This is a genomic window from Acinetobacter sp. G18, assembly GCF_052660225.1.
The window spans coordinates 2,582,102-2,596,966 of record NZ_CP109658.1; the positions used below are offsets into that span (position 1 = coordinate 2,582,102).

General features: G+C 40.4%; 9 protein-coding genes and 2 pseudogenes. 7 read left to right on the forward strand and 4 right to left on the reverse strand.

Annotated elements, in window-relative coordinates; genetic code table 11:
* Positions 1–38: 38 nt before the first annotated feature.
* Both NE363_RS12355 and NE363_RS12360 read right to left on the reverse strand, forming a co-directional pair.
* Entirely contained in the window at positions 39–998 is a 960-nt protein-coding gene (locus NE363_RS12355; protein ID WP_000423274.1) for a LysR family transcriptional regulator, read from the reverse strand.
* Positions 999–1,042: 44 nt separating this feature from the next.
* Positions 1,043–1,172, reverse strand: a pseudogene (locus tag NE363_RS12360) (hypothetical protein).
* A 106-nt stretch (positions 1,173–1,278) separates the two neighbouring features.
* Here NE363_RS12360 and benA point away from each other — a divergent pair.
* From benA to NE363_RS12395, 7 genes and pseudogenes are all read left to right on the forward strand, one after another.
* Complete coding sequence (gene benA / locus NE363_RS12365) at positions 1,279–2,661, forward strand: benzoate 1,2-dioxygenase large subunit (protein ID WP_004793610.1); 1,383 nt, start codon at positions 1,279–1,281, stop codon at positions 2,659–2,661.
* Positions 2,658–3,177, forward strand: a pseudogene (benB, locus tag NE363_RS12370) (benzoate 1,2-dioxygenase small subunit). The gene benA and the pseudogene benB overlap by 4 nt, the downstream one beginning before the upstream one ends.
* A gap of 52 nt (positions 3,178–3,229) precedes the next feature.
* Entirely contained in the window at positions 3,230–4,246 is a 1,017-nt protein-coding gene (benC, locus tag NE363_RS12375; RefSeq protein ID WP_071243682.1) for a benzoate 1,2-dioxygenase electron transfer component BenC, read from the forward strand.
* A gap of 18 nt (positions 4,247–4,264) precedes the next feature.
* The gene (locus NE363_RS12380) at positions 4,265–5,050 is read left to right on the forward strand and encodes a 1,6-dihydroxycyclohexa-2,4-diene-1-carboxylate dehydrogenase (RefSeq protein WP_407587563.1); all 786 of its coding nucleotides are present in this window, start codon (positions 4,265–4,267) and stop codon (positions 5,048–5,050) included.
* A gap of 57 nt (positions 5,051–5,107) precedes the next feature.
* Complete coding sequence (gene benE / locus NE363_RS12385; protein ID WP_284083540.1) at positions 5,108–6,301, forward strand: benzoate/H(+) symporter BenE; 1,194 nt, start codon at positions 5,108–5,110, stop codon at positions 6,299–6,301.
* 467 nt (positions 6,302–6,768) lie between these two features.
* On the forward strand, positions 6,769–8,127 hold the full coding sequence (locus NE363_RS12390; RefSeq protein ID WP_445535164.1) for an aromatic acid/H+ symport family MFS transporter: 1,359 nt from the start codon (positions 6,769–6,771) through the stop codon (positions 8,125–8,127).
* Between the two features lie 45 nt (positions 8,128–8,172).
* A complete protein-coding gene (locus NE363_RS12395) occupies positions 8,173–9,429 on the forward strand; it encodes an OprD family outer membrane porin (RefSeq protein WP_445535165.1) in 1,257 nt (418 codons plus the stop codon).
* A 101-nt stretch (positions 9,430–9,530) separates the two neighbouring features.
* On the opposite strand, the gene NE363_RS12400 is transcribed toward NE363_RS12395, so the two are convergent.
* Together NE363_RS12400 and hrpA are read right to left on the reverse strand one after the other, a co-directional pair.
* Positions 9,531–10,637 (reverse strand): beta-ketoacyl-ACP synthase III, encoded by a 1,107-nt coding sequence (locus NE363_RS12400; protein ID WP_445535166.1) that lies wholly within the window; start codon positions 10,635–10,637, stop codon positions 9,531–9,533.
* Between the two features lie 95 nt (positions 10,638–10,732).
* Positions 10,733–14,590 carry an ATP-dependent RNA helicase HrpA gene (gene hrpA, locus NE363_RS12405; protein ID WP_445535167.1) on the reverse strand — a complete coding sequence of 1,286 codons (3,858 nt, stop codon included), beginning with the start codon at positions 14,588–14,590 and terminating at the stop codon, positions 10,733–10,735.
* Positions 14,591–14,865 lie beyond the last annotated feature (275 nt).

The window sequence follows — 14,865 nt, forward strand, 5'->3', positions numbered from 1 at the left end:
GCATAGCTTCTATCTTCGAGGCTATGCATTCACTTTATTTAAAAGTCGATACCGTTTGAATCATCAATCGGGTTCTGATCGAGGGTAAAAACCGTCCGTTGATAAGGTATCCCTTCTAAGTCATAAACCTGATAAATACAATCAAACAATGACTGTAAATCTTCACTTCTGTCCATTGCCCGTGCAGTAATGAAAATCGGACTAACTGCGCCATTATCTAAAATCGGAATATAGTTTAAGTGTGGAAAACGAATGGTATCGGCGCTGGCTGGAATAATACAGATCCCTTCTCCCGCTGCGACCAACCCAAGAGCCAATTGAATTTCCCGTATTTCATGCATATTTTTTGGAACCAAACTATGCTCGGCAAAAATATTCAAAAGCTGGGTCGAAAAATTGGGTTTCGGTGAAGTGGGATACATAAACATCTTTTCATCAATGAGATCGGCCAGATATACCCCTTCGGTACGCTGAGCAATCGGATGACTCGTATGTGCAGCAACCACTAAGCGTTCTTTACGTAGCAAAATACGTCTCACCGCAGGATCACTAATTCTTAAGCGTCCAAATCCAACATCAATACGTCCTTCTTTTAATGCCTGTAGCTGCTCAGTCGTACTTAACTCCATCAATTGAATATTCAAATGAGGTTGTTGTTGCCGAAATAAATAAATGATTCGAGGCAGTAAACCATAGAGTAAAGACCCGACAAAACCAATCGTCACACTACGTTCGATCAGACCAATACGTTTGGTCATACTTTTTATTTCTTCAGCATTCGACAAAAGTTTAAGGGCATGCTGATAAAAGAAATGTCCAGCTGGTGTTGTCTGTAAAGGACGGCTTCCGCGCTCAAACAGTTGAATTCCAAGCTCACTTTCCAAATTTTGAATCTGTCGACTCAAAGGTGGTTGAGCAATAAATAGTTTTTCCGCGGCTTTTGTAAAGCTCTGCTCTTCAACAACAGCCACAAAATACCGTAAATGTCTTAGTTCCATAAGGCATCCATACCTTTAAGATATAAAAAAATGCAAATTCAGTCTTAGACACAGTTTAACCATTCTTTTAAGGTATATACAAGCAACAAACCGATGAAGTGATGAATTGCTTTGTGAAAAAGCCTTCTTGCCAATCTTCCAGTGATTCATCTTCATCAATTCACGGTTAAACACCCAGCGCCCTCATGCGCTTCATTGACAATATTAGGATATCAAGACCTTGTAGATCGTAGCTAAGGCCTTGGTGACTTCCACACTTTTGGAAAGTCGGAGAACGGACATGCCACGTATTCCTGTAATCAATACTAGCCATCTTGACCGTATTGATGAATTACTTGTAGATAATATCGATACAGGTGAATTTAAACTTCATCGCTCAGTGTTTACTGACGAAGCCCTATTTGATCTCGAAATGAAATATATCTTCGAAGGTAATTGGGTTTACTTAGCACACGAAAGCCAAATTCCAAATAATAATGACTACTACACCACTCACATTGGTCGTCAGCCGGTCATTATTGCCCGCAACCGTAACGGCGAACTCAATGCCATGATCAATGCGTGTTCACACCGCGGAGCACAACTTTGCCGTCACAAGCGTGGTAACAAAGCAACATATACCTGCCCTTTCCACGGCTGGACATTTAACAACTCAGGTAAATTACTCAAGGTTAAAGATCCAAGCGAAGCTGGTTACTCGGACTGCTTTAACCAAGAAGGCTCACATGACCTTAAAAAAGTGGCTCGTTTTGAGAGCTACAAAGGTTTCTTATTTGGTAGCTTAAATCCCGATGTTCCTTCACTTGAAGAATTCTTGGGTGAAACCACCAAAATCATCGACATGATTGTTGATCAGTCTGAACATGGCCTTGAAGTTTTACGTGGTTCATCTACCTATACCTATGAAGGTAACTGGAAACTCACCGCTGAAAATGGCGCCGATGGTTACCACGTTTCTGCTGTTCACTGGAACTACGCAGCAACAACTCAACACCGTAAAGAAACACAAGCTGCCGATAACATCCGTGCGATGAGTGCAGGTTCTTGGGGTAAACAAGGCGGTGGCTCATATGGCTTTGAAAATGGCCACATGTTGCTGTGGACACAATGGGCAAACCCAGAAGACCGTCCAAACTTCCCTAAAGCAGACGAATACACCGAAAAATACGGTGAAGCGATGTCGAAATGGATGATTGAGCGTTCACGTAACCTATGTCTCTATCCAAACGTTTATTTGATGGATCAGTTCGGTTCGCAAATTCGTGTACTCCGCCCACTTTCGGTTAATAGAACTGAAGTCACCATTTACTGTATCGCACCTAAAGGCGAAGCACCCGAAGCTCGCGCACGTCGTATCCGTCAATATGAAGATTTCTTTAATGCTTCAGGCATGGCAACACCAGACGATTTAGAAGAATTTCGTGCTTGTCAGGCAGGCTACGCAGGTATTGCCCTTGAGTGGAATGACATGTGCCGTGGTTCAAAACACTGGATTTATGGACCAGACGATGCAGCGAACGAAATCGGTTTAAAACCCATGTTAAGTGGTATCAAAACTGAAGATGAAGGCCTGTATCTGGCCCAACATCAATATTGGTTACATACCATGAAACATGCGATTGCATCAGAGAAAGAAATTGCTGATCAGGGAGAAACAGCATGAGTGCTCAAGACAAAGCAACTTTAGAAAATATTGCTCAGTTTCTCTATCGTGAAGCTCGTTTTTTAGATGATGAACAATGGGAAGATTGGATTGAATGCTATGCACCCGAAGCTTCTTTCTGGATGCCAGCTTGGGACGACGACGATAGATTAACTGAAGATCCGCAATCTGAAATTTCACTTATTTATTATCCAGACCGTCAAGGTTTAGAAGATCGTGTGTTCCGTATTAAAACCGAGCGCTCATCTGCAACCATGCCAGACACACGCACAAGCCACAATATTGCCAACGTTGAAGTCGTAGAGCGCGACGGCGACAAAGTCACGGTTCGCTTTAACTGGAATACCTTGAGTTTCCGTTACAAGACAAATTACAGCTATTTCGGTATGTCACGTTATGTGATCGATTTTTCAGGTGATCAACCAAAAATCTTGAGTAAGTATGTCGTTTTGAAAAATGACTACATCAATCAAGTCATTGATATCTACCACCTTTAAGACATACCCCCTCAGTTAAACGGACTGTTGGCTGAGGGTAAAAGTTTCAAATATTTTGTAGGATACATGCCATGTCAAACCACAATATCGCACTTCAATTTGAAGATGGTGTTACACGTTTCATTAACGTAGCTCAAGGCGAAACCCTATCTGATGCAGCCTATCGCCAAAAAATTAATATTCCTTTGGATTGCCGTGATGGTGCATGTGGAACTTGCCGCGCATTTTGCGAGTCCGGTAGTTATGACATGCCAGAAGAAACCTATATTGAAGATGCATTAACCCCTGAAGAAGCTGAGCAAGGTTATATTCTTGCTTGCCAATGTCGACCAACTTCAGACGCCGTATTCCAGATTCAAGCATCGTCAGATGTCTGTAAAACAGAAATTCATAGTTTCCAAGGTACTTTAGCCCGCGTTGAAAACTTATCAGATTCAACCATCACGTTTGATATTCAACTTGATGAAGGCCAACCGGATATTCATTTCCTTGCAGGCCAATACGTTAACGTTGCAATTCCTGAAACTGGCGAAACCCGTTCATATTCATTTAGCTCAAAACCGGGCAACCGTTTAACGGGCTTTGTGGTCCGTAACGTACCGAATGGCAAAATGAGTGAATTCTTGAGTAAGAATGCTCAAGCTGGTGACAAAATGACATTTACCGGTCCATTCGGTAGCTTCTATTTGCGTAATGTAGCGCGTCCTGTGCTTATGCTAGCAGGCGGTACTGGCATTGCCCCATTTATGTCGATGTTACAAGTGCTTGAAGAAAAAGGTTCAGAACAACCTGTTCGTTTAGTCTTTGGCGTAACCAATGACTTTGATTTGGTTGCTTTAGATAAACTTAATGAATTGCAGACGAAATTCCCATGGTTTGAATATCGAACTGTGGTCGCAAGCCCTGAGAGTAACCATGAACGCAAAGGCTATGTCACTGGTCATATTGAAAGTGAATGGCTAAATGGTGGCGATGTCGATGTTTATCTATGTGGCCCAGTACCAATGGTAGAAGCTGTACGTGGCTGGTTAGAAACTGAAAATATCAAACCTGCTAATTTCTTGTTTGAAAAATTCTCTGCGAATTAACAGGTGGAGAAGTTATCTATGTCAAACCGTCAAAGATTTACCGATAAGGTCGTGATTGTTACGGGTAGTGCTCAAGGCATTGGCCGTGGCGTGGCACTACAAGTTGCAGCTGAAGGTGGACAAGTCGTCATGCCGGACCGCTCTGAATATGTTGAAGACGTTCTCAAAGAAATTCAGAGTGCAGGTGGCGATGCTGTCACGATTAATGCTGACCTTGAAACCTATGCAGGCGCGCAAGCAGTAGTTGCAAAAGCCATCGAACATTTTGGTCGGGTAGATATCCTGATTAATAATGTGGGTGGCGCGATCTGGATGAAACCTTTTGAAGAGTTTTCCGAAGAAGAAATCATTAAGGAAGTGAATCGCTCATTGTTTCCAACGTTATGGTGCTGCCGCGCTGTGCTACCCGCCATGATTAAGCAACAATCGGGGGTGATTGTAAATGTGTCTTCAATTGCAACCCGTGGTATTAACCGTATTCCCTACTCTGCATCTAAAGGTGGTGTAAATGCTTTAACGGCATCGCTTGCTTTTGAACATGCCAAAGACGGAATTCGAGTCAATGCCGTTGCGACTGGTGGAACCGAAGCACCACCTCGCAAAGTGCCACGAAATGCCAATCCGTTAAGTCAAAATGAAAAAGACTGGATGCAGCAAGTAGTTGATCAAACCATAGATCGAACATTTATGGGTCGTTATGGCACAATTCAAGAACAAGTCAATGCAATTTTATTTCTTGCATCAGACGAAGCATCATATATGACTGGCTCGGTTATTTCGGTCGGAGGTGGAGATCAGGGTTAACCCTGATCTTTTTGCATGATTGGGTAAATAACATGATTTGCATGGAGGCAATCACACATGGCAACCCTGTTAAAGACATTAAAAAATGACTGGTCCATATCAGCAACAGTTGCTGGCTTTCTTGCGGTTTTAATTTCTTACTCAGGCCCACTGATTATTTTTTTCCAAGCTGCTCAGCGTGCTCATGTGTCCACCGATATGATGGTGTCATGGATATGGGGAATTTCAATTGGTGCCGCCGTTTCAGGTATTTATCTTTCGATTAAATATAAAACTCCTGTCATCACCGCGTGGTCTGCACCGGGCACTGCCCTGTTAGTTACCCTATTTCCCAATATCTCCTTGAATGAAGCAGTAGCCGCCTACATTACTTCCGCTATCGTTATTTTTTTAATTGGTATTACAGGTTACTTCGACAAATTATTAAAATGGATTCCACAAGATGTTGCTGCGGGCATGATGGCAGGTATTCTTTTTCAGTTCGGTATTAACCTATTTACTGCATCTGATAGCATGCCTTTTATTGTTTTTAGCATGCTCATTGTCTTTTTAATTGCCAAACGTTTAATGCCGCGCTACACCATGATTTGGGTGTTAGCTGCCGGAGTTTTATTAAGCCTTATTTTAGGCAAGATGAATCCGGTTGATGTAAGTTTTAGTTTAGCTATTCCGCAGTGGATTAGCCCAGAATGGACGTGGAATTCAACACTCAACCTCGCCGTTCCTCTCATTTTAGTCAGCCTAACCGGCCAGTTTTTACCGGGTATGGCGATTATGAAACTTAGCGGTTATGACACGCCAGCCAAACCTATTATTACAGCTACGAGTATTGCCTCTTTAGCTGTTGCCTGTGTCGGTGGTATTACCATTGTGCTTGCCTCAATTACCGCTGCTTTATGTATGGGTAAAGATGCACATGAACTTAAAGAAAAACGCTATATCGCAGGAATTGCCAATGGAATTTTTTATATTTTAGGAGGCTTATTTGCTGGCAGTATTGTCATGCTATTTAGCTTACTTCCTAAAGAGCTGGTGGCAGCACTGGCAGGTTTAGCTTTGTTAGGTGCCATTGCTACCAATATTTCTGTTGCCATGAAAAATGATGGTCAACGTGATGCTGCACTTATTACCTTTTTAGCTACCGCATCAGGTATGCATTTTCTTGGATTAAGTTCAGTTTTTTGGGGCATTTGTATTGGTGTAATCGCCCATTTCATTCTCACGCCACGCTCAACGCCAACCACAAATTAAGTTTTTTATCTAAGCACGCAACACTAAAATAAAGCTTCAATCGCCAAATCAGGATGCAAATAATCCGCTATTCCTGATTTAGCAATTTTTATTTAATATAAATTAAATTTCATTTTTAAGATGAGTTTCTAAAATAATTGACTTTAATATTTTTATTTATTTCCACTTCAACCCCTAATATAAATTTAGCTATATTTCTAGCTGTGATTCTCAGCAATAAAATCTATAAAAAGATATCTATAAAAACCTTAAAATTCTCACAATATAATATTTAACCCTATTTTAAAAATAAAAGAAGCAACAACCAAAATTATTAAAATAAGTTATATATTTCAATGATTTAATTTATTAAAAACACAATACCTTAAAGACATAAAGATATATCAATTAGGTTTTTGACTCTAATCCAATAACAAAATAGTTTATTAAAAAATAACGCGATGCTTCACAAATTGGAGGTGAAGAAAATGGATACGAGCAAGGTAAATATTAATGAGTTAATTGATAAAGCCAGTTTTACATCTTTTCATTGGAAAGTTTTAATCTGGTGCTTACTTATTATTATTTTTGATGGATATGATTTAGTTATTTATGGGGTTGCTCTTCCTCTGTTAATGCAGCAATGGTCATTAACTGCGGTAGAAGCTGGTTTACTCGCCAGTGCCGCTCTATTCGGCATGATGTTTGGTGCCATGATTTTCGGCACACTTTCAGACAAACTTGGACGTAAAAAAACCATCCTGATTTGTGTCACCTTATTTAGCGGATTTACCTTTATAGGTGCCTTTGCCAAAGGACCAACTGAGTTTGCCATTTTGCGCTTTATTGCAGGCCTAGGGATTGGTGGCGTTATGCCAAACGTCGTCGCACTTATGACCGAATACGCACCCAAAAAAATCCGCAGTACATTAGTCGCAATTATGTTTAGTGGCTATGCAATTGGCGGCATGACATCAGCGCTACTTGGTGCATGGCTCGTGAAAGACATGGGCTGGCAAATCATGTTTTTAATTGCAGGTATTCCCCTGTTATTGCTCCCATTCATTTGGAAATTTTTGCCAGAGTCTCTCGCCTTTTTAGTGAAATCGAATCATAGCGAACAGGCAAAAAGTATTGTGAGTAAAATTGCACCTCAAACTCAGGTAAACGCCAATACTCAACTGGTATTAAACGAGAGCACCACAACAGATGCACCTGTCCGTGCGCTTTTCCAGCAAGGTCGTACCTTCAGCACATTTATGTTCTGGATTGCTTTCTTTATGTGCCTACTCATGGTGTATGCCTTAGGAAGCTGGTTACCTAAACTCATGCTGCAAGCGGGCTATTCGTTAGGTGCGAGCATGTTATTCCTGTTTGCACTCAATATTGGCGGCATGGTCGGTGCAATTGGTGGCGGTGCTTTAGCAGACAGATTCCATTTAAAACCTGTTATTACGATCATGTTTATTGTGGGATCAGCAGCTTTAATTCTGCTTGGCATCAATAGTCCACAATTTATTTTATATAGCCTGATTGCGATTGCTGGTGCCGCCACAATTGGTTCACAAATCTTACTCTACACCTTCGTTGCACAGTTCTATCCAACGGCACTTCGTTCAACTGGCATGGGCTGGGCATCTGGAATTGGCCGTATTGGCGCGATTATTGGACCAGTTTTAACCGGAGCCCTACTCACTCTTGAGCTTCCTCACCAAATGAATTTCTTAGCGATTGCAATTCCAGGTGTGATTGCTGCACTTGCAATATTTATGGTTAATCTCAAAGTCTCTGTTGCCGCACAAACGCCATCAACTTTTAACCCTCAAAACACGCTTACCCAGCAGTAAATATACATGCGCCGAGGACTGGCGCATTTATCACGGAAATGGATTATGGAATTATTACATCGCTTTAAGCCACATGCTTTAACCTTTGCAACCTTAGTATTGATGTGTGGGAATTCATTCGCTGCAAATCCAAATCAGCAGGCTGAAGATGAATGGAAATTCACTTTAAAAAACGCCTATATCAACCGTAATTTTGATAATGATGCCCTCAAAGATACTGGCAGTTGGTCTCAGGCAGCGTCATTATTTTATAAGTCGAAAATGCATGATACCCCCCTGCAAATTGCAGATAAGCCCATTACGATTGGTGCCGATGCTTCTGTTCAATATGCCGTTCGCTTGAGTTCAGATAAACACGTTGCGGACACCGTTTTGCCTTTTAATAAAGAAACTCAGTCACAAGCATCCGACTTTCTAAAACACGGCGCGACTTTAAAACTGGGCTACGACAAAACCCTTTTAAGTGTCGGTGAACTCTGGTTAGATTTACCTGTAACAGCTGTCGATGCCAGCCGACAATTACTTGCTTCTTATTGGGGAACCAACCTTAAATCGCAACTTTCAGATCAGCTTTATGCTGAAATTGGTCGGGTTGAAAAAGTCTCGCCACGAAATGAAGAAGATTTTAAAAAGTTTTCGTTCACTTCAAATAGCATTACCAAAGAATCTGATGGTTTAAATTACATTGACCTGCGCTATCAATTTACGCCGTCACTCAAGGGTGAATATTACTTTGGTAATTTGGAAGATCTCTACAACAAACACTATGTAGGATTAGAGCATAATTGGAAACAACCTAACTTTGCGCTTTCTTCTAAGTTTAAGTACTTCAATGCAAAAAATGACGGCAATACTTTTGATATTGATGCGCAAAACATTGGAGTGCTAGAAACACTTAAAGTAAAAAATCATACCTTTGGTTTGGGTTACCAGCAAATTATCGGTGAGTCAGCTTACCCATTACCAGATGGTTTCTTACCTGAGACATACTTCATTAACTGGAATGCCACGGGCTTTTTTAAAAAAGATGAAAAGTCTTACCATCTCATGTACGGCTATGACTTTAAAGATTACGTGCCGGGTCTAAATGCGATGGTGAAATATGTTTACGGAAATGATTTTAAAGCAGCCAATGGTGAGAAAAATCATGAAACTGAGTCAAATGTGATTTTAAACTATGCATTTCAACAACCGCTCTTAAAAGGTTTTGCTCTGCAATATATTCGGATTGATTACAACGTTAAACATGGCAATGACTTTGGTGAAGATCGCTTGTTTGTAAACTACACTAAAAAGTTTTAATTATTTTTGATTTAACTTAAGCGGGCCACTTTTGGTCCGCTTTATTATTTTTGAGCCATTAAAAAACGCTCTTACGAGCGTTTTTTAATTAATCTAGTAACTTAAGCAACGTACTTTTGTACAACAATTGAACCTACTGAATAGCCAGCACCGAAAGATGAAATCACGCCATATTCACCATCATTCACTTCGTGGCCTGTACGGTGTAAAGCAATAATCACACCTGCTGAAGAGGTATTGGCAAACTCATCTAGAATAATGGGTGCACGGCTTAGATCTGCATCTTTACCAGCCACATATTTCAAGATTAATTCATTCATGTTGGCATTGGCTTGGTGTAACCAGAAACGCTTAATATCGTTTGCAGTTAACTGCATTTTTTCCAACTGAGCATTAATGATTTTTGCCACTAACGGACAAACATCTTTAAAGACTTTACGGCCATCTTGACGGAATAACTTGTCGTCAACTACTGCATCTTCACTACGGTTTAAGAAACCAAAGTTATTGCGAATGTTGTTTGAAAATTGAGTAAATAAATGAATATCTAAAATTTCAAAACCAGTTTTAGTAGTGGTTTCTTCAATAATAGAAGCCGTTGCAACATCACCAAAAATGAAGTGACAATCACGGTTACGGTAGTCTAGGTGACCAGAAGTAATCTCGACATTTACCAATAAAACACGGCGAGCACCTGAACGAATTGCATCTGCCGCTTGTTTCAAACCAAAAGTGGCAGCTGAACATGCAACGTTCATGTCGTAGGCATAACCTTGAATACCAAGTGCAGACTGGATTTCAATCGCTACAGCGGGATAAGCACGCTGCATGTTTGAACATGCCAAAATTACAACATCGATATCTTCGGCAGTTACGCCTGCATTTTCCATTGCCTGCTTTGCAGCAATCACACCCCACTCTGCTTGAAGTGAAAGTTCATCATTTGAACGTTCAGACAAACGAGGACGTAAACGTGTTGGATCGAGAATACCTGATTTCTCAATCACGTAACGGCGCTTAATACCAGACGCTTTTTCAATAAATTCAGCACTAGAACCACGTAATTCTTCGAGTTCACCTGCTGCAATTTTCTCTGCATTCTCTTGGTTATATTGTTCCACATAAGCATTTAAACTGTCGGCCAGTTCTTCATTAGAAATGATTTCTGTTGGGTGAAATAACCCAGTACCTGTGATACGAATGCCCATGTAAAACTCCTAAAAAAATGAATAGGGTCTGTTAATCTTTCATTTATAAATTGCGTTGTAGGCTAAACAAACGCATAAACAAACCCCGATCTATCTTAACTGATTCCCAAACGATCCCATAACTTTTGCAGTCGAGTTGGCGAAATAGGCATCTTGGTTTTCATCGGCTGAGAAAATAAAGAAATGCGAAATTCTTCCAACATCAAATACAATTCTTTGATTCTTGGATCGTTTTTGAATTTAAATACCTTGTCCATCCATGGATCGACATCATCAATAGCGGCATGATCTCGCTGTAGATTATTTGGCAATCGATCTAAACGCAATAGTAGCGCTTTTAAATAACGCGGATATTCTTGCCAAAGATCTACTGGTTGGCAGTAAACAAAATTGCCAAGTGACATGAGATCTAACTGATCTTCAATATCATCAATACTACGCCCAAACACCCCTGCATCAAGCACTAAAAGCTGACGACGGATTTGCTGCCATTGAATGTAAATATCACTTAATTGCTCAAGTGCTTGCTGACCATAACTCAAAAATTGCTTTTTAACTTGCTCAAGCAGTTTATTAAATTCATCAGCATTAATTGGCAAAGTTGTAATTGCCATCTGCAATGTTGCATAGACCAACATCTGCTCAAGCTTGGCTTTATCGCCTAAAGGTGAATAAGCCAGTGCGAGCGGTTTTGAAATCTGCTTTTTCAACTGACGAACCAAGTCACCTAGTTGCATATGGACCAGACGAATAATCCCTTCACGATGCTGCTTAATAGCTTCAGCCTGATCATTAAAGGTTTGTATAACCACACCAGAATCATCTTTCACTTCAATTTCAGCAAAAGTTTTGGTCGGTACCAAAGCTTGGTATTGTTTAACAACAACACCTGTCACCTTTTGCGAAGCTTCAAAGGTAAAGTTTTCAGGGAAAGTTTTAAATTCGCCTTTTTGCTGTTTTACTGGGCGATGCGTTTCCAAGCGGCAACGTGCTTTTAACTCGGGTAAATCACGGCCTTTGGCAATCAGCTTACCTTTTTCATCAATGACCTTAATGAAAGGCACCAAATATGGATCAATACGTTCAAACGAAAAATCTTTTTCAGTAATTTGCTCACCACGTAAAGCAAAAGCTAAATAACTAAAAATATGCTGACGCAAATGTACAGCATCAATACCTTGCATGAGTTTACGAGCTGTGTCAGGAATAGGCACTACACTACGACGTTTGTCTTTTGGTAAAGCTTTTAGTAGTGCTTCGATTAAATCTAAACGCCAACCTGGTATCCCCCAAGACCAAATGTTTTCATCGACCTGAGGAAGAGCTTGTACCGGAATTTGAACCGTTGCACCATCTTCATCATGACTTGGGTCAAAACGATATGTCGTTGCTAAACGTAGCTGCCCATTATGCAAATGATCTGGGAATTGCTGTGTGGTTGGACGGTCATTGAGCCAAAGTGCATCATCTTCTACAAATAAATAGCGTGGATTTTTTGCTTCAACCGTTGCACGCCAGTCTTCAAAACTACTTCGACTTGCAATTTCTTCAGGAATTTTAGAGGCATAGAACTGATAAATCGTTTCTTCATCCACCACCAAATCACGGCGACGCAATTTATCTTCAACTCGTTCAACTTCTTCAAGTTTAAGTAAATTGTGTTTTAAAAATGGCGGAACTGTACCTAAGTTACCTGTGGTTAATGCATCACGTAAGAAAATTTCATGAGCAGCAGGCTGGTCAACTTTCTCAAAATTAATTAAGCGCTTTGGTTCAATAATTAAACCAAACAGCGAAATTTGAGCATACGCATTTACAATCCCAGCTTTCTTAGACCAATGCGGCTCAAAATAGTGATATTTCAACAAGTCGCGTGCAGCAAGCAAAATCCATTCAGGATCAATTTTGGCTAAAGTACGTAAATAAACCTGAGAGGTTTCCACCATCTCAAAAGCCATCACCCAAGCAGTATTGGTTTTGTGCAAAGTACTGGCAGGAAAGACTTTCGCCTTTTGTTGACGCACTGCCATAAAGATATTACGTTCATCAGTTTTATTGGCAATAAAAGACAATAAACCTGTCAGCAACGCACGGTGTAGGTTTTCATAGTTCGCAGGTTTTTCATTAAAACTCAGTTTTAAACCTTCAGCTAACTCAACCAATTGTTTATGTGTCTGTTTCCATTCACGTAAACGTAACCAGCTTAAGAAGTGCTGCTTAGCAAACTGGCGACGTTTATTTTCAGACATCCCTGCTTCACCTTTAGGATTTAAAGTCTCCCAAAGTTTTAAATAAAACAGAAAATCTGAATCTGCTTCTTTGAATAGTGCATGCTTTTGGTCAGCCTGCATTTGTTTGTCGGCAGGGCGCTCACGTGGGTCTTGCACTGCAAGCGCACTGACAACCACTAAAATTTCTTTAAGCACCCCGAAATGAGCACCACCCACAATCATGCGCGCGAGTCGTGGGTCAATTGGCATACGTGCCATCATTTGCCCGACTTTAGTCAGCTCATTTTTCTTCTCGTTAAGTGCTCCTAACTCGATGAGTAGTTTTCGACCGTCATTTACAAGGCGGAAATCTGGTGGCTCAATAAAATCGAAGTTTTCTAGCTCACCTAACCCTAAACTTTGCATTTGCAAAATAACCGAAGCCAAGTTGGTTCGCTTAATTTCAGGTTCGGTAAATTCAGGACGACTTAAAAAGTCTTCTTCGCTATATAAACGAATACACACACCCGGAGCAATACGACCACAACGCCCTTTACGCTGATTGGCAGCAGCTTGAGAAATTGCTTCAATTGGTAAGCGTTGTACGCGTGAACGGTAGTTATAACGCGATATACGTGCAAAACCACTGTCGATTACATAACGAATATTTGGAACCGTCAGTGCAGTTTCGGCCACGTTGGTCGCAATAATAATACGACGGCCTTTTCCACCCGGACTAAAAATCTTTTGTTGTTCAGAAACAGCTAAACGTGCATACAACGGTAAAATTTCGGTGTGTCTTGGCCCGTACTTTTGTAAGGTTTCCTGCAACTCACGAATTTCTTGTTCTGTGCTTGAGAAAATCAGAATATCGGCATGTTCAGGATGGCCTTTTTCTTCGGCATCGGCAAAACATTCTTCTACAGCTTGTACCACTGCGCGAGGAAGGTTTTCCTCAAAATCATCGAACTCGTCATCATCACTACCACCAATATTCATCTCTGAAATTGGGCGATAACGTACTTCAACTGGGTAGCTACGACCTTCTACTTCAAAAACTGGTGCATTATTAAAGTAGTTACTAAAACGATTTACGTCTAAAGTTGCTGAAGTCACAATCACTTTTAGATCTGGGCGTTTTGGCAGTAACTGCTTTAAATAACCCATAATAAAATCGATATTGAGAGAGCGTTCATGCGCTTCATCAATAATGATCGTGTCATATTTAGATAAAAAACGGTCATTGCCTAACTCAGCAAGCAAAATACCATCGGTCATTAACCGTACAATTGAATCTTGTGAACCTTGTTCATTAAAGCGGATTTTAAAGCCAATTGATTCGCCGAGCTTTTCGCCGACTTCTTCTGCAATACGCTGAGAAACACTACGTGCAGCTAAACGACGTGGCTGGGTATGACCAATCATGCCCGTTAAACCACGACCCGCTAACATGGCAATTTGAGGAAGCTGAGTAGTTTTACCTGAGCCTGTCTCACCTGCCACAATAATAACTTGATGCTTTTGAATCGCTTCAATTAAACGGTCTGCATATTGAGAAACAGGTAAATCCTGATTCAGTTTAATTTTAGGTAGACGTTCAAAACGTTGTCTAACTTTTGCATTAGACTGTTCAAATAATTTTTCAATCTCTGAAGTATCGGCTTTTTTATCTTTACGCAAACGATTTAAACGGTAACGATCTCTCGCCATCACCCATTGATCTATATTTAAACCATTCAGCACAGATAAATTTTCCTGAAAATTCAACAATCCGCTATTTTACGCTGTAATGCTCTTCAGGTAAAACAGTTGGTTTTTTATATATTTTTAATTTTTTAAAATTTTACCCTTGAATTTTGTCTCGCTAGACTTCATGTTGTTATGCAAGTTTCTTTTACGATAACTGTCATTTGATTTACATGTTTTTGCAGTCAAATCGAATACAGTGTTTGGGGACTTAAAAATCGTAAATTTATCACTTATTCAATTTTCCGATTTTAGTCATGTAAAAATACTAT